We start from the raw sequence: 15,053 nt of genomic DNA on the forward strand, positions 1-15,053 counted from the left end.
CTTCACCGTCGGCCTTACTTTCATTGGAGATACCTGATGCCTCTTCGTACGTGGAAAGCCTTGGGGCTTGTCCTGTGTTTGTTGAGTGGATGCAACGCCAACTACGTTTTTGATGATGCTGACTACCGTCCGCTGGGTGACCCCCAGGCGAGCCGCCGTGGCGATTGAACAGGGGAGCCTTGCCATGCAATTAGTGTTTGAGGTGTGCAATACCGGGAGCAGTGAGCCTGCATGCGGTAAGACATTTGACCGCGTCGGCGGCGTGATCGGCCGCGGGACGGGCTGTGATTGGATTATCCCCGACGCCAGTCGCTTGCTCTCCAGTCACCATGCACTGGTCAGTTATCGGGACAGTCAATATTTTTTAACCGATATCAGCACCAACGGCATTGGCGTGTCGGGCAGCACGGAACGTTTGTCCAAGGGACAGGCACGCCTGATCTGCGAGGGAGATGTCTATCAATTGGGGTCGGTGGATATCTGTGCACGACTGGTGGCGCACGTGACACCCAATGACCAGCAGGTTTTTTCCCGTAACGATACGATTCCGGATGACGCCTTCTTAGTCATGGCGCCGTTGCACTCACCGAATTTTGCGCAGGGGTATGACACCTCGTTCGAGGACCCTGAGGTACTGGAACCGGCAACGGAGAGGGCGGCCTATGCACTTTCTCACGGCACCGTAGAGCGGGATCACTTGATCGTGCCGAGATGGGCCGAGCCAGTAACGGATGAGGCCTGTACTCAGCCCACCCCGGTTGCAGCAGACGCTTGTAACCCATTCTGGCCGCAGTTCGCCGAGGCGATGGGCATGCCCATGGATGTCCTCGATACGCAAGCCTGCGAGGCCCAGGCGATCAAAGTGGCGGGTTTGTTCAGGCAAACCATCGAAGGGCTGCAGCAGAGCCTGCGTACACGCGATGAGCTGAACGGCGAGTTGAATCTGGGTTGGACCCTGCCTGCGCTCAAGAGCCACAACCCCTTGAAGGATTGCGCCGATACCCAGACGGCCTTGGCCTCACTGCTGGGGCCCGGCGAATTGGGCCAGTTGTCCGCCGAGGCGGCGGTCGCCCAGGCACTGCGGGAAATGCAAGTCCACCAACTGGCCTTGGTCGTGGCCTGCCGTGCCGCCATGCGCGGCGCGGTGGCGGCATTTGCACCGAGCCACCTGCTGCTGTGCTTCGAGCGCCAGGACATGCGGGTCAGGTTCTCTACCGACGGATCCCATTGGCGGGCTTATCAACGCTATTACCGACGACTGCTCGACGAGCAACCCTTGGGCGAGCAGTTGTTGCGCAACAAATTTTCCAAAGCCTACGCCGAGCAGGTGCGCCTGGTCGCCACACTGCACGCGGCTCATCCGGGATGACGGTCATGTATCGAGCCACCCTAATACCCATGTTGTTCGTAATGGGCCTGCTGGCCGGTTGTGCCAACGTGTCCCCGTTTTCAACCCTGACCAAGCTGGACCTGACCTTGAGGGCCAGCGAAGCCGTCAACCCCGACCTCCATGGGCGCCCATCTCCTGTCGTGGTGCGCCTGATTGAGCTGCGCCACCCGGTGGCGTTCGAAAATGCTGACTTCTTCACCCTCTATGGCCGCGCCGAGCAGGCGCTGCCCAAGGATTGGGTCGCCAGCGAAGAGTTGGAACTGCGCCCCGGTGAGCTGTTGGCGCTCAAGCTCAGTCTCGAACCACAGAGTCGTTATGTCGGGGTGCTGGCGGCCTATCGGGACTTGCCCCATGTGCAGTGGCGGCTCGTGCTGTCCGTGTTCCAGCAGCGACGGACGCGTGTTGACCTGCTACTCGACGAGTCCGGTGTCCGCGTCGTCGACCCTCAAGTCCTAAGGTTGGAGGATAGAAATGCAGGTTCATAAAGTCATCTGGCAGGAGGGTATGCTGCTGCGCCCCCAACACTTGCAGCACAACGATCGCTACTATCGCCAACAGCTCAACCGCACCCGTTTGCTGGGCGTTGATGGTTGGGGGTTCCTGACCCTTGACGTCGATGTGCAGTACCTCAATTTGGGGAAGGTAGTCGTCAACCAGGCCAGCGGTGTATTTCCCGATGGCAGCCTGTTCGAACTGAGCAACGCGATGGAACCGCTAGTGTTGCAGGTCCCTCCCAACACCGGTGGGCAAGCGGTGTACCTGGCGTTGCCGTTGGCCATCGGCAATCAGGTTGAAGTGCGCCAGCAACAGCACACTGATGTGCTGGCGCGCTACGTCAGCTGCGCAGCAGAGATCACGGATTCCAATGCAGGCTTTGATACCCGTTGCCAGATCAACTGTGCACGCCCGGACTTGCGATTGCTGTCAGGGGAGCACGCCACCGACCCGCTGCATGTGACACTTCAGGTCGCCCAGGTGCTGGATTCGACGCGCGAGGCGGGCGTGCGGCTGGACGCGGATTTTGTACCGACGTTCATCTATCTGCAGCGCTCAGGTTACGTGGCGTCATGTATCAAGGAAGTGATCAGCCTGCTGGCCACCCGAGGCGATGCGATTGCTGCGCGGATCCGCGGCGGGTCGGAGGGGGCTCAGGTCGGCGATTTTCTCATGCTGCAATTGATCAATCGTAGCGAGTTGGTGTTGCGGCACTTCCTGGGCCAGAGCCAGGTGCGGCCAGAGGCCTTGTATCGCGAGTTGTTGTCGGTTTTCGGCGAGTTGTCCACGTTCGCCATCGACAACAAACGCCCGCAGTTGGAGACGCGTTACCAGCATGGAGAGCAGGGGGCGAGTTTTCGCGGGTTGATGGAAGGCATTCGCACGGTGCTGTCGTTGGTACTGGAACAACATGCCATTGAGCTGGCCTTGGAACCGCGACAGTACGGGGTGCTCGTGTGCCCGGTGAGTGATCTCAAACTGCTGGGTAGCGCGACATTCATTTTGGCGGCAACCGCCCAGTGCGATTCGGAAGAGTTGCGCCACCGTCTTCCTGCACACCTGAAAATTGGCTCTGTAGAGCGCATCCGCGAGCTGGTCAATCTGCACCTGGCCGGCATCAGGATCAAGCCATTGCCGGTAGCGCCCCGACAGATCCCGTTCCATGCCGGCAAAACCTATTTCATGCTCGAACTCAGTGCCCGTGACATCACGCAGCTGGAGCAATCCGGTGGTTTTGCCTTCCACGCCAGCGGCGAGTTTGCCGAACTCGAACTCAATTTCTGGGCCATCAGGAACTGAATGCCATGACGATCGACAGCGAATACCCGCAGGACGAAAAAACCGTCCTGCTCGACCGCGATGGTCGCGCTCCCGCACAGGCATCGGTGACGGACTTTCCATCGCCGCCGCGCTTTGAGCAGTTGGAAGACCGAATTATCTACACCGCCGGCCTGCAAGGAGCACTGAGTTTCAATATCGGCCCCAACAGCCTGGTAGCCGCCGCCTGGGAACTCTTGTCGCAGGTCGTTCAGCTCAAGAGCAGTTCCGGCCGCGAAGACCTGCAGAGCCTCAACAATCGGTTGTCGTCGGGGATCATGACGTTTGAAACGCATGCCTTGCACCAGGGCGCGGAGGAAAGTCAGGTCATGTCGGCGCGCTATGTGTTGTGCAGCGTGATTGACGAAGCCGTGGTCACTACGGCATGGGGCGACCGCAGTGACTGGTCGAAGTCCAGCCTGCTGAGCCGCTTTCACAACGAAACCTTCGGTGGCGAAAAGTGCTTCCAACTGCTCGAGCGCTTGTCCCGCGACCCCGTCAAGCACGTGGCAATGCTGGAGCTGATGTACCTGTGCCTGTCGCTCGGGTTTGAAGGCAAATACCGCGTCATGGAACGGGGAGGGCCGCAGTTGGAAGCGGTACGGGATGGCTTGTATCGGCAGATCAGGCATGTGCGCGGTGATCGCCTGCAGCTGTCTGTGCCCGCAGCCTCAGACCTGCCGCCCGGCGCCCGGCTGCGGATTATTTCCGCGACCGGGGTGGGCGTCTTCACTCTCGCCTGTTTGCTGGCTATGTACCTGGGCTTTGCCTGGGCATTGGGCAATGAACGCATGGCGGTGCTGCATGCCTTTCAACCTTTGGCGCCGGATCAGACACGGTCGCCTTTGTAACGCTGGGAGCGATGAATGAATGCATTCTTCAAGGACGTAGGCACGGTTCTGCGCAAGAGTTGGGTCTGGAGCCTGATTGTCGTGTTGTCCAGCGCGCTGCTGGTGTGGTTTTTCGGGCCATTGCTGGCGGTGGATGACCACCGGTTCTGGCACGGCGCACCGGCCCGTCTATTGACCATCAGCGGGCTATTGCTGCTGTGGGGGTTGGCGATGGTCATGGTGGGCGCGCGCCGTACCGCCCGATTGAATCAACCTGAGCACCAGGAGCGCCATCAGCGCAAGGGGTTGATTGACGACGAGCAGAAGCAGGTACGAGGTCGTTTCAAAGAGGCGTTGCACACGCTGAAAACCTCCCGTCGCTATGGTGGACACAGCGAGCGTTGGCGCAGCGACTTGCCGTGGTATCTGTTGATCGGCCAGCAGGGCAGTGGCAAGACCTGCCTGCTGGCGGCCTGCGGATCGCACTTCCCGCTCGACCGCGACGCGGCCATGGCCTCAGGCGCAACCCAGTATTTTGATTGGTATCTCGCTGACGAGGCCGTACTCGTCGAGAGCGCCGGGCGTTACCTGGCCCAGCCTGACCATGCAGTGGATAGCGCGGGGTGGTCGACGTTCCTGGGGCTGCTCAAATGGCGGCGCAGGGCCCGTCCACTCAATGGTGTGGTGGTGACGCTGGCGGTTGAGACCCTGCTGGGCAGCAATGAGCGCGATCTGGATCTGCACGCCCGCCACGTGCACACCCGGCTGCAGGACATCCAGCAGACGCTGCATGTGGATGTGCCGATCTATCTTGTATTGACCCAGGCCGACCGGTTGCCAGGCTTTGTCGAGTTCTTTGACACGGCGCAGGGCGACAGTGCCGAAGCGTTGCTCGGAGAACCTTTGGTCATGGGCACGACCGGTACCGCCATCAACCAGGTCCGCGAGGCGTTCGAGGCGATGCTGCAGCGCCTCGCAGCGGAGCTGATCCCGCGTTTGCATCAGGAGCGAAATGCCGAGCGCCGTGGCCAGATGCTTGATTTCCCTCGGCAGGCCGCGCAAATCGGTGAACGTTTGTGCGGGTTTGTGGAGTCTGCGTTCTCCGCCCACCGTTTTCAGCGTATTAACGGACTACGCGGGTTTTACCTGACCTGTGCGCAGACTGCCGACCGGCGCTCCCACTTCGTCCAAGGCTTGTTCACCCGGGTAATTTTTGCCGAGGCCAATCTTGCGGGGCTGCAGACACCGGAGCGACAACGTATTCGTCGACATCAGGGGTTAGTGGTGTTGGCCGCGTGCCTGGTCATTAGCGTGGCGGGGGCGCTATGGGCATACAGTTATTCGGTCAATCACCAGCGCCTGGTGCAGCTGGCGCAATTGAGCAAACCGCAGCTGCCCGCTTCATCCGGTTTGGACGCCACCCTGGCGCTCCTGCCGCTGCTGGACGTTCGCTTGGCGGCTACCCAGGTGTTTCCAGCGTTGGCGGACGTTCGACCGGGCGAGCGTGGCGGCTTGTACCAGGGGACGATGAGCCAGCCGGTGCTGGTCGGTGCCTATGAAACGTTGCTGCACCAGCAGTTGTTGCCCCTGGTGTCCACGATGCTTGAAGACCAGGTACGGACCAGCCTGGGCGACCGCGAGGGGCTACTGGATATCCTGCGGGCTTACCTGATGCTCAGCCTGCGCGAGCGTCGCGATAACGGTTGGCTGGCGCAACGCGTGGCCAGTCATTGGTCTGTCCGTTATGCCGGTGATGCGTCCGTGCAAAAACGATTGAACGAACATCTCGCACGTTTGCTTGAGCTTCCCTTCGTGACGCCCATGAACGCTGAGCTGGTTGCCGAGGCCCGCAAGGAACTGCGCGGGGAATCATTGGCGGGGGTTGTCTATAGGGCGCTGCGTAACCAGGCACGGATCCTGGAGCCCTATCGGCTGGCCGAGGGGCGGGGATTAGCCGTTGCCGAGCAGCCGATCCCCGGCTTCTATACCAAAAGGTATGTGCAGTACTTCGAAAAGCAGGGCCCTCGGCTGGTCAATGCCATTGCGCAGGATAACTGGGTGCTGGGGGAGAGCGTTGACCTCAGCCCCATGGACCTGCGCCAGTTGATGCAGGAGCTGGAGCAGCGCTACTTCAACGAGTACGCCGATACCTGGAGTCACGCCATTGGCCAGGTTCGCCTCCAGGAAAGTGACAGCCTGAGCCAGCATGCAGACAGGCTTTCCAGCCTGGCCTCAGCGCAGTCACCGTTGCTGAAACTGTTGCGGCAGGTTCGGGAAAACACGCGCTTGCTGTCGGCCAATGATCGCCTTGAAGCGGTGAGCCAGCAGGCCGACGAGTTGGGCGCTACGGCCTCCATTGTGTTGCTCAGCGAGCTGCATGATCAGGCCGCGCCTGATTCTGCCCGCCGTGCACTGCAGCGTCGGTTCGAGCACTTGCACCAATTGCTGGACGCGGATCAGAACCCAGGCGTTGAACTGACGCAGGCTTTGCGGCTGCTCGATGAATGGCATCTGCAACTGGCGGCCCTTAACCGTGAGAGCACGCCAGAGCAGGCGGTATTCATGATGGTCAAGCAACGTATGGAGGGGCAGCAGCCGTTACTGGGCCATTTGCGTGATGTGTCCGCACGCTTGCCGTTACCGCTCAAAGGCTGGTTTGAAAACATAGCCGATGAGAGTTGGCGGCTGCTGCTCAATGACGCCTATGTGTATGTCAATCGGCGCTACCAAAGCGAGGTCTATGGCTTTTACGCCAAGGCGATCCAGCGTCGGTATCCGTTCAACGCGCGGGCCAACAGTGATGTCGCCCTTGGCGACTTCCAGGCGTTTTTCAAGCCCCAAGGCGCGATGGTGCGCTTTTATGAAAGCTACCTGCGGCCCTTTGTCAGCGTCGAGGGCAGTCGCTACCGTCCACGGGGCCTGGATGGCCGTAGCCTGGCGCTGTCGCGCTCGCTGTTGGAGCAACTGACGAAAGCCCAGATGATTCGCCAGGGTTTTTTCGCTGAAGACCAGAGCGAGTGGGCGGTTCGCTTCACGCTGGCACCCTATAGCCTGGATCAGGGGGTCAGCCGCGCGATCCTGAGCGTTGCCGATCAACACCTGGAATACCGTCATGGCCCGATCGTGCCCATGGCGTTCCAATGGCCCAACGAAGCCTCCAATGGCCGTAGCAGCCTGGTGTTGGAGCGGGGCGAGGAGCGGCCATTGGGAATTGAGAAAAACACCGGCCCCTGGTCGTTGTTCCGGTTTATCGAGCTGATGCACAGTGAGCATGCGAGTGATCGGGATGCACAAGTGCTCATGGCCGAGCTTTCGGGCATGCGCGCCAGCTTCCTGCTTACCAGTCAACGCGATCCCAGCCCGTTTCAGATGGCGAACTGGCGCACCTTCCGCTTGCCGGAGCAACTGTGAGCCAGGTACCTGCTGATGGGCGTAGCGCCGGGCGAACGGCGCGAGGCAAGGCGCGTGCGCGCAATGAGGACGCATTCCTCGATTGCCCCCAGCGTGGTTGCTGGGCGGTGGCCGACGGCATGGGGGGGCACCAGGCTGGGGATGTGGCCAGCCATTGGGTCATCAGCAGCCTGGCGTCGTTGCCCTGTCAGGGCAGCTTTGACGAGCGGGTCGAGGCAGTGAGGCGCTGCTTGCGCGGGCTCGACCGGCAAATGGGGCAAGCAACGACTGAGCAGGCTGCTGACGGCATCATGGGCAGCACCGTGGTTGCGTTGCTGCTGGAGGGCAATCGCGCTGCCTGTATTTGGGTCGGGGACAGCCGTTGCTATCTTTGGCGGGGACGACGCTTGTACCAGCTGTCGCGGGACCATTCTCTGTGGCAGCAACTGATGGACAAGCAGCAGTTGAGCCTGGAACAGGCCCTGGCCCACCCGGATGCCAGGGCCTTGACCCGCGCCATAGGCGGCCGGCAGCCGCTGAGCCTGGCGGTGCTGGAGTTCACTACCCAGCCAGGGGATGTGTTTTTGTTGTGCAGCGATGGTTTGTATCAGGGCCTCAGTCATGGCGAGTTGGGCAGTGCCCTGAGTGTGGGCACGTCCCGACAGGTCGTGGACCGCTTGTTTACCGAGGTATTGCGGGGGCCGGCCCGGGATGATCTGACGGCCGTGGTGGTGCAGCCATGAGTGCCGTCATCGCCCCGCCGAAACTGCTTGCGGGGCGCTATCACCTTGAGCGGATATTGGGCACCGGCGGCATGGGTGTGGTCTACCGGGCCCGTGATCTGTTGCACGAGGCGTTCGGTGAGCCCAATGCGTGGGTGGCGCTGAAGCTGTTGGGCGATACCCTCGCTGAATGCCCCGACGGCCATGTATTGCTGTATAGCGAGTTCGCCATGACCCGAAGCCTGCGGCACGATCACGTGGTCAGAACGTTTGCTTTCGAGGTCGATACGCCGCACCAGATTGCGTTCTTCACTATGGAGTTGCTGCAGGGCATGACCCTGGACTGTCTGCTGCCGCAGTACCCGGACGGATTGCCGTGGCAGGAGCTGCAACCCATCGCCTTGCAACTGTTGGATGCACTGGCTTATGCCCACAAGCAGGGCGTTCTGCATGGCGATGTGAAGCCGGCCAATATCATGGTGGGCGAGCAGGGCGTGCGGCTGTTCGATTTTGGCTTGGGCCATGCCCAGGCACAGCAGGCTGCGGGGTTGCCCAGCTTGAGTCGCAGCCGTTTGAACGCTTGGACCCCAGCCTATGCGGCGCCGGAACTGCTGGCGGGGGAGGACATCTCCGCCAGGGCCGAGGTGTATGCCGCCGCCTGCGTGATTTATGCGCTGGCCCAGGGGCGACGGCCCGGCGAGCGCGAGCCGGATAAGCCACTGCCCAGGCCCCGGCAACTGCCTCGGCAGTGCTGGTCGGCGCTGCATTCTGCGCTGGCCATGGACCCTGAGTACCGCACCATGTGCGTCGAGGAATTGTGTGAAGCAATGAATGGGCGCAGGCGTCGCTGGTTTCTTTAGGGGCGCGTCAGTCGCTCAAATCATGCAGTTGGCAGTATTCGATCCAACTCAGCCCGGCCATCTGGGCGACTTCCTTGTGCACTTCCAGGCGCTGCGTCTCGAAGTCTGCGGGGGATTGTGCGGTCAGCTTGAGGGTCAACTCCCAGGCAAACAAACCCTGGCGCTCGGCTTCGGCCTCGAAGGCTTCATGCAGCCGCTCGGCGCGGTACTGCTCCAGGGTTTCGCCCTTGGCCTGCGCGGCCAGCGGGTTCAGGGTGTTCAGTTCTGCAGCCACATCAGGGTGTTCGTTCAAGAATCGATCCAGCGCGAGCTGGTGGTTATCGCCGGGAGGTGACAAGGGTGTACTCCAAATCATGTGGGATCAGGCCTCGGTTTCTGGCCCGAGGCGAGCGCTGTGGGCACACGGCACACAGATAACAGGTATTGAAGCAGATTCCAGGATCGGTCCAGGTCAGAAAATTCAACTATTTTGGGGAAAACAGGGCTGTGCCTGTCACCCCTTGCTGAAAATTCAACGATACCCATGGCAAAAGACTTTCGCACCCGGTGCCAGGACGTGTAGCGTTAGCCGCGATGTTTCCGACCCTGCCTTTCAAGGGCCGCGGGCGATGGGCAGAGGGATGGGTCATGGCGCAAACGCTGTTCAAACTTTTCTTTACCCAGCGTCTGGCAGCGTTGGCCAGTGCCGATTCATTGCGCGCGATCCGCGAAGGACTGCTATGGATCCTGCCGTGCCTGCTGGTGTCGGCGGGCTTTCTGATTCTGTCCGAATGCGCCCGGGTGATGGGTTTGGCCCCGCAGGTGGTGACCTTCCTGGCGGGGCTGCACAACCAGATCAGCTCGGTGATCCCGTTGCTGGTGGCCGCATCCATTGGGTACATGCTGGCGATCCAGCACCGCTTGCCGCAACTGCCGGTAGCGTTCCTGTGCCTGGCCCATGTGGTGGTCGCGACGTTTATCCTGCGGGAGTACCCCCGGGCGTCAGCGACGTTTGTGCTGTTCATTGCGATTGCTTCGCCGCTGCTGAATGTACCGGCGGTGGCCTGGCTGCACCGTTTTCGCTGGACGCGGCTGATCAATGAAGATCTGGTGGGGCACAATCTGCGAGGCACGATCAATATGGTGGTGCCTGGGGTCATCACCGCCCTGGCGCTGGTGGCGGTGCTGTCCTTGCTGTTGCAAATGCCCTACGTGGCACAGATGCAGGGCCCCCAGGTGCTCGATGCGCTGGAGTCGCCCTACGGCAGCGGGTTGTTTGTCACCCTGATGAATTCGCTGTTGTGGTTTTTCGGGATCCACGGCGTATACGCCATGCAGCCGCTGTTTGATGTGCTGGACCAGGCCGTGGTGCTCAACAGCACGGCGCTGGCAGCGGGTGAGCCGATCAAATACATGTTGAACAGCGGCTTGCTGGGCAGCTTTGCGTTTATCGGCGGCTCGGGCGGAGCGTTGTGCCTGTTGCTGGCAATCCTGCTGTTTTCCAAGAGCCAGTCCATGCGCCTGGTGGCCGTGGCGAGCTTGCCGCTCTCATTGTTCAACGTCAGTGAAGTCCTGCTGTTCGGCCTGCCGATCATCCTTAATCCGCGCTTGTTCATTCCATTTCTGGTGGTGCCCGCGATGAACGCAATGGTGGCGCTTACGGTTGTGCAACTGGGGTGGGTTTCCCCGGCGGTGGCCAGCGTACCGTTTACCGCACCGGTGCTGCTCAATGCCTACCTGAGTACCCACGGCGACTTGGCGGCCGTTGCACTGCAAGTGACGCTCCTGGTCCTGGGCACGCTGGTGTACGCACCCTATGTGCGTGCGATTCATCGCCAGGCGACCGAGGGTGGCACGGTGTACCTCAAGTCCCTGGACATGACCTTTCGCGGCCTGGAAGAAAAAGGCCGACTGCGCGAGCTGGACCCGGTGCTGGCGTCCCATCGGATCCTGGCGCGCCAGGCCAATGAACTGAACCACATCCAACAGCTCAGCGATTACGAGTTCTATCTTGAGTTCCAGCCGCAGGTCTCGACCCGCACCGGGTTGTGCACGGGTTGCGAAGCGCTGATGCGCGCCCGCGATGAGCAGGGCGCGGTGCATTCACCGTGGGAGTTCCTGCAGTGGCTGGCCCAGGCGCGGTTGATGCCGGACGTGGATATGTGGGTGGCGTCCCAGGCGATCCGCCAGTACCAGGCATGGCAGAAGCTCGGCTTTGCCCTGCCGATGACCATCAATATTTCCAGCGCAACCCTGACCGACGCCGCCTACGGCGAGCGCCTGGTGGAGATCCTCGCCCAGGCCCACGGGCAGGTGTCGGTGGAGATCACCGAAGACGCACTGGTCAGCGATATCCCGGCCACGCGCCAGACCATCCAGAAACTGCAGGCCATCGGCGCCAAGGTCTATATCGACGATTTTGGCACCGGGTTTTCGGCCTTGAGTTACCTGCACCAGTTCCCGGTGGACTTCATCAAGATCGACCGCAGTTTCGTGGTGGCCCAGCACGATCCCAAGGGCGCCCAGGTCCTCACCGGCATGTTGCGTTTCTGTGAAGCGCTGAACCTGGGTGTGGTGGTGGAAGGCGTGGAGACCGCCGAGCAGTTGGCCTTCCTGAACACCGGCACCGAACTGATTATCCAGGGCTGGTATTTCAGCAAGGCGCTGCCGGGCGATCAGATGGAAGGCTTTGTGCGCCAGCGTGCGGCCATGGCGCAGGTCTAGTAGCCGCGCTGGGTCTGTTCGATGTCCTCGACCAGGCGATCAATACCCGCCAGGCGTGCACGGTTGTCGTGGTCCCAGGGGTGAAAACCGGGCTTGAAGTAGTGCAGCCACGGCACCAGCATCCGTGGGAAAACGCCCTTGGGACCATAAAGAAATTTCAACATGCGCCAGAAGCCTTTGAGGTGCCCACCCGCCTTGCGGTCGGCTATCAACAGACGCACATGAAAATCCAGCACCACCAGCCAAAAAAACACCGTGGTGGTGAGCATGGCGCCCGTGCGCAGCAGGTAGCGTTTAGGCCCAGGCTTGATCACCGTGTTCCATACATCAAAGGCCACGGCTTTGTGTTCGGTTTCCTCCAGGGCATGCCAGTACCACATCTGCTGGTAACCCTTGAGCGAATCGCCGAAGCGTGACGGGTCACTGAGCAGGATTTCGGCCAGCATCGCCGTGTAGTGCTCAAGGGCGATGGTGATCGCCAGGTTGAAGGCCGGCGGAAAGTGTTTTTTCTGCAGGTCGAGAATGAATTTAAGCCGACGGTCCAGGGTGTGCGCTGGAAGTCCGGCGGCTTGCATCAGGTCGTTATAGGCCACGTGCTCACGGCTGTGCATGGCCTCCTGGCCGATAAAGCCCTGGATCTGTTTCTTCAGTTCCGGGTCCTCGATGCGCTGGCGGTAGTGGCGCACGCTGTCCATGAAAAACAGCTCGCCCTGGGGGAACAGCAGCGACAGGGCATTGAAAAAATGCGTAATGAACGGACCTTGTTCGTGCCAGTTCTTGATGCGTTCGGCGGGCAGGTCGAAATGGATATCGCGGCGAATCGGCAACATGCTGCGTGCTCCTGTTCAGAGTCGGGGCTCGTCGTGGGTTTCAAATACCGGGGGGCGCGGCTTGGGCGCCATGCGTTTGCTGGCCAATACCACCAGCGCTTGATAGGCCGCCGGCAGGCAGCGGGCGAGCAGGTCGAGGAAATAGGCGTCACGGCCGATCAGCACGCGGCGCTTGTTTTTGCGTACGCCTTGCAGGATCACCTTGGCGGCCTGGTCGGCATCGGTGATGAAGAGTTTTTCGAAGTCGGCGCGGGCCTGCTGTTCGCTGTGGATCAGGAAGCCGGTCATGTTCGCGTCGATACGGCTGCTGCGACAGATATCGGTACGAATGCCGCCCGGGTGTACGCAGGTGGCCGAGACGCCGCAGCGTTGCATGTCCAGTTCCTGGCGCAGGGATTCGGTAAAACCGCGCACGGCGAATTTGGTGGCGTTGTAGCCGCTCATGCCAGGCTGGGCAAACAGGCCGAACACACTGGACGTGTTGATCACATGGCCGTCACCGCTGGCCTTGAGGTGCGGCAGGAACGCCTTGGTGCCGTGGACCACGCCCCAGAAGTTGATGCCGACGATCCATTCCAGGTCGGCGTAGTCCACGCCTTCGACCGTACTCGACAGGGCCACGCCGGCATTGTTGAACACCAGGTTGACCTGACCGTGGTCGGCCACGCAGCGTGCGGCCCAAGCCTCCATGGCCTGGCGGTCGGCCACATCCAGCACCTGGGTGGTGACCATCACCGGCGACAGGGTCGAGGTCTTGATCAACCCCAGGGTCTGCTCCAACCCTTGGCTGTTTTTGTCTGCCAGCGCCAGGTGGCAACCTTCACGCGCGAGGGCCAGGGCCAAGGCGCGGCCCATGCCGGACGCCGCGCCGGTAATCGCCGCCACGCGGCCGTTGAATGACTTCATGACAGGCTACCTTCTGCGGTGGAATGGGGCGGCGGCATCGGCCGGGTAGGGGCATTGACCGGCCCCAGGCCGGCCACGTAGTCCTTGAGCGCAAATTGCCGGGTCACCTGCTTGAAACGCCAGGTCGAGCCGGGCCACAGGGTGGTGTTCTTGCCGGTGCGCGGGTCGAGGTACCAGCTCTGGCACCCGCCGGTGTTCCAGATGGTGCGTTTGAGCTGGTCTTGCAGGTGCTGGTTGTAGGCGCTCTCCACTGCGGGCTTGACGTCCACGGTGGCGATGCGATGTCGCTGCATTTGCTTGAGCGCGTCGAGGATGTAGGTGACCTGCGCCTCGATCATCAGGATCATCGAGTTGTGCCCCAGCCCGGTGTTGGGCCCGATGATCAAAAACAGGTTGGGATAGCCTGGCACCGTGGTGCCCTTGTAGGCGTGGGCGCCGTCGCGCCAGGTGTCCATCAGGTCAACGCCGTCGCGACCGATGATGCAGTCGCGGGGCAGCGGGTCGGTGGCCTGGAAACCGGTGCCGAAGATCAGGCAATCGGCCGGGTGCTTGATCCCGTCGGCGGTGATCACGCCGTCGGCTTCGATGCGCAGGATGTTGTCGGTCACCACCTCGACATTGCTGCGCGACAGCGCCGGGTAGTAGTCATTGGAGATCAGCACACGCTTGCAGCCGATGGTGTAGTCCGGCGTCAGGGCCTTGCGCAGGGAAGGGCGCGTGACATGTTTGTGCAGGTGGCGCCGGGCGATTTTCTGCACCATTTTCATCAATCGTGGGTGCAGCGCAAAGCCCACCACACGGCCTTCCAGTGCCCAGTAGAACGCGCCACGCACCAGGCGCTGGGTGAAGGGCACGTGTTTGAAAAGCCAGCGTTCGAGCGGCGAAATCGCGCGGTCGGGCTTGGGCATGATCCACGGCGGGGTGCGCTGGAACAGGTCCAGGTGCGCCACCTGGGGTGCAATCTGCGGCACGAACTGGATGGCACTGGCGCCAGTGCCGATCACCGCCACGCGCTTGCCCTTCAAGGCGTACGCGTGATCCCACTGCTGGGAGTGAAAGCGCTTGCCCTTGAAGCTTTCCAGCCCCGGGATATCCGGCAGCGCCGGGCGTGCCAGCGCGCCCATCCCCGACACCAGCACCCGCGCACTGACGTGGCGGCCATCGCTGAAGCTCAACTGCCAGCGTTGCAGCGGTTCATCGAACACCGCGCGGGTAAGGCCCATGCCGAAACGCAAATAGGGCGCCAAGCCGAAGCGCGCCGCGCATTGCTCCAGATAGGCGCGGATTTCCGCTTGCGGGGCGAACTGCCGTGTCCAGTCCGGGTTGGGGGCAAAGGAAAACGAATACACATGGGACTGCACATCGCAGGCGCAACCGGGGTAGTGGTTGTCCCGCCAGGTGCCGCCGAGGGTGTCGGCCTGCTCGGCGATAAAGAAGTCGGTGAACCCCGCTTCCTTGAGCTTGATGGCCATGCACAGGCCGGCAAAGCCCGAGCCGATGATGGCGATGTCGATGGATTCGCTGTGGGCATTCATAGGCAGGTTCTCTTGGGCATCGGATCTGCTCCTGTTTTTGTTGTGTCTTTTAGATGGAACACCATTGCAAAGAAA

At 61.5% G+C, this 15,053-nt stretch carries 13 protein-coding genes; 9 read left to right on the forward strand and 4 right to left on the reverse strand.

The features are described 5' to 3' along the window. The first annotated feature begins 36 nt into the window (after positions 1 to 36). The 8 genes from AD670_RS31840 to AD670_RS03410 are packed head-to-tail and all read left to right on the forward strand — an operon-like array spanning position 37 to position 9,004. Entirely contained in the window at positions 37 to 168 is a 132-nt protein-coding gene (locus AD670_RS31840; RefSeq protein WP_082340896.1) for a type VI secretion protein, read from the forward strand. A 16-nt stretch (positions 169 to 184) separates the two neighbouring features. Then, the gene (gene tagH, locus AD670_RS03380) at positions 185 to 1,369 is read left to right on the forward strand and encodes a type VI secretion system-associated FHA domain protein TagH (RefSeq protein WP_053128327.1); all 1,185 of its coding nucleotides are present in this window, start codon (positions 185 to 187) and stop codon (positions 1,367 to 1,369) included. Positions 1,370 to 1,374: 5 nt separating this feature from the next. After that, positions 1,375 to 1,875 (forward strand): type VI secretion system lipoprotein TssJ, encoded by a 501-nt coding sequence (gene tssJ / locus AD670_RS03385; protein ID WP_053128329.1) that lies wholly within the window; start codon positions 1,375 to 1,377, stop codon positions 1,873 to 1,875. Next, complete coding sequence (gene tssK, locus AD670_RS03390; RefSeq protein ID WP_053128331.1) at positions 1,862 to 3,184, forward strand: type VI secretion system baseplate subunit TssK; 1,323 nt, start codon at positions 1,862 to 1,864, stop codon at positions 3,182 to 3,184. The genes tssJ and tssK overlap by 14 nt, the downstream gene beginning before the upstream one ends. 5 nt (positions 3,185 to 3,189) lie before the next feature. After that, on the forward strand, positions 3,190 to 4,053 hold the full coding sequence (icmH, locus tag AD670_RS03395; protein ID WP_053128332.1) for a type IVB secretion system protein IcmH/DotU: 864 nt from the start codon (positions 3,190 to 3,192) through the stop codon (positions 4,051 to 4,053). A gap of 15 nt (positions 4,054 to 4,068) precedes the next feature. Further along, the gene (gene tssM / locus AD670_RS03400; protein ID WP_053128334.1) at positions 4,069 to 7,443 is read left to right on the forward strand and encodes a type VI secretion system membrane subunit TssM; all 3,375 of its coding nucleotides are present in this window, start codon (positions 4,069 to 4,071) and stop codon (positions 7,441 to 7,443) included. Next, a complete protein-coding gene (locus AD670_RS03405) occupies positions 7,440 to 8,165 on the forward strand; it encodes a PP2C family serine/threonine-protein phosphatase (protein ID WP_053128336.1) in 726 nt (241 codons plus the stop codon). Before tssM ends, AD670_RS03405 begins: the two co-directional genes overlap by 4 nt. Further along, positions 8,162 to 9,004 carry a serine/threonine-protein kinase gene (locus AD670_RS03410; protein WP_053128338.1) on the forward strand — a complete coding sequence of 281 codons (843 nt, stop codon included), beginning with the start codon at positions 8,162 to 8,164 and terminating at the stop codon, positions 9,002 to 9,004. The genes AD670_RS03405 and AD670_RS03410 overlap by 4 nt, the downstream gene beginning before the upstream one ends. Before the next feature lie 7 nt (positions 9,005 to 9,011). On the opposite strand, the gene AD670_RS03415 is transcribed toward AD670_RS03410, so the two are convergent. After that, the gene (locus AD670_RS03415; protein ID WP_053128340.1) at positions 9,012 to 9,341 is read right to left on the reverse strand and encodes a DUF6388 family protein; all 330 of its coding nucleotides are present in this window, start codon (positions 9,339 to 9,341) and stop codon (positions 9,012 to 9,014) included. A 290-nt stretch (positions 9,342 to 9,631) separates the two neighbouring features. On the opposite strand from AD670_RS03415, the gene AD670_RS03420 reads away from it, so the two are divergent. Then, the gene (locus AD670_RS03420) at positions 9,632 to 11,707 is read left to right on the forward strand and encodes an EAL domain-containing protein (protein WP_053128342.1); all 2,076 of its coding nucleotides are present in this window, start codon (positions 9,632 to 9,634) and stop codon (positions 11,705 to 11,707) included. Here AD670_RS03420 and AD670_RS03425 read toward each other — a convergent pair. Genes AD670_RS03425 through AD670_RS03435 form a run of 3 tightly spaced genes read right to left on the reverse strand, consistent with a single transcriptional unit; the run spans position 11,704 to position 14,978 of the window. After that, a complete protein-coding gene (locus AD670_RS03425) occupies positions 11,704 to 12,537 on the reverse strand; it encodes a metal-dependent hydrolase (protein ID WP_053128344.1) in 834 nt (277 codons plus the stop codon). The two genes, AD670_RS03420 and AD670_RS03425, sit on opposite strands and share 4 nt — an antisense overlap. Positions 12,538 to 12,552: 15 nt before the next feature. Further along, positions 12,553 to 13,443, reverse strand: a complete 891-nt coding sequence (locus tag AD670_RS03430; RefSeq protein ID WP_053128346.1) for an SDR family oxidoreductase — start codon at positions 13,441 to 13,443, stop codon at positions 12,553 to 12,555. Further along, positions 13,440 to 14,978 (reverse strand): NAD(P)/FAD-dependent oxidoreductase, encoded by a 1,539-nt coding sequence (locus tag AD670_RS03435; RefSeq protein WP_053128348.1) that lies wholly within the window; start codon positions 14,976 to 14,978, stop codon positions 13,440 to 13,442. Before AD670_RS03435 ends, AD670_RS03430 begins: the two co-directional genes overlap by 4 nt. Positions 14,979 to 15,053: the final 75 nt, after the last annotated feature.

The sequence above is a fragment of the Pseudomonas sp. MIACH genome, assembly GCF_001269925.1.
Classification (GTDB): Bacteria; Pseudomonadota; Gammaproteobacteria; order Pseudomonadales; family Pseudomonadaceae; genus Aquipseudomonas.

What these genes read in the sequence shown, in the direction of transcription:
- AD670_RS31840 (WP_082340896.1), top strand. Translation starts at nt 37, where the DNA reads ATGCCTCTTCGTACGTGGAAAGCCTTGGGGCTTGTCCTGTGTTTGTTG.
- tagH (WP_053128327.1), top strand. Translation starts at nt 185, where the DNA reads ATGCAATTAGTGTTTGAGGTGTGCAATACCGGGAGCAGTGAGCCTGCA.
- tssJ (WP_053128329.1), top strand. Translation starts at nt 1,375, where the DNA reads ATGTATCGAGCCACCCTAATACCCATGTTGTTCGTAATGGGCCTGCTG.
- tssK (WP_053128331.1), top strand. Translation starts at nt 1,862, where the DNA reads ATGCAGGTTCATAAAGTCATCTGGCAGGAGGGTATGCTGCTGCGCCCC.
- icmH (WP_053128332.1), top strand. Translation starts at nt 3,190, where the DNA reads ATGACGATCGACAGCGAATACCCGCAGGACGAAAAAACCGTCCTGCTC.
- tssM (WP_053128334.1), top strand. Translation starts at nt 4,069, where the DNA reads ATGAATGCATTCTTCAAGGACGTAGGCACGGTTCTGCGCAAGAGTTGG.
- AD670_RS03410 (WP_053128338.1), top strand. Translation starts at nt 8,162, where the DNA reads ATGAGTGCCGTCATCGCCCCGCCGAAACTGCTTGCGGGGCGCTATCAC.
- AD670_RS03420 (WP_053128342.1), top strand. Translation starts at nt 9,632, where the DNA reads ATGGCGCAAACGCTGTTCAAACTTTTCTTTACCCAGCGTCTGGCAGCG.
- AD670_RS03425 (WP_053128344.1), bottom strand. Translation starts at nt 12,537, where the DNA reads ATGTTGCCGATTCGCCGCGATATCCATTTCGACCTGCCCGCCGAACGC.
- AD670_RS03430 (WP_053128346.1), bottom strand. Translation starts at nt 13,443, where the DNA reads ATGAAGTCATTCAACGGCCGCGTGGCGGCGATTACCGGCGCGGCGTCC.
- AD670_RS03435 (WP_053128348.1), bottom strand. Translation starts at nt 14,978, where the DNA reads ATGAATGCCCACAGCGAATCCATCGACATCGCCATCATCGGCTCGGGC.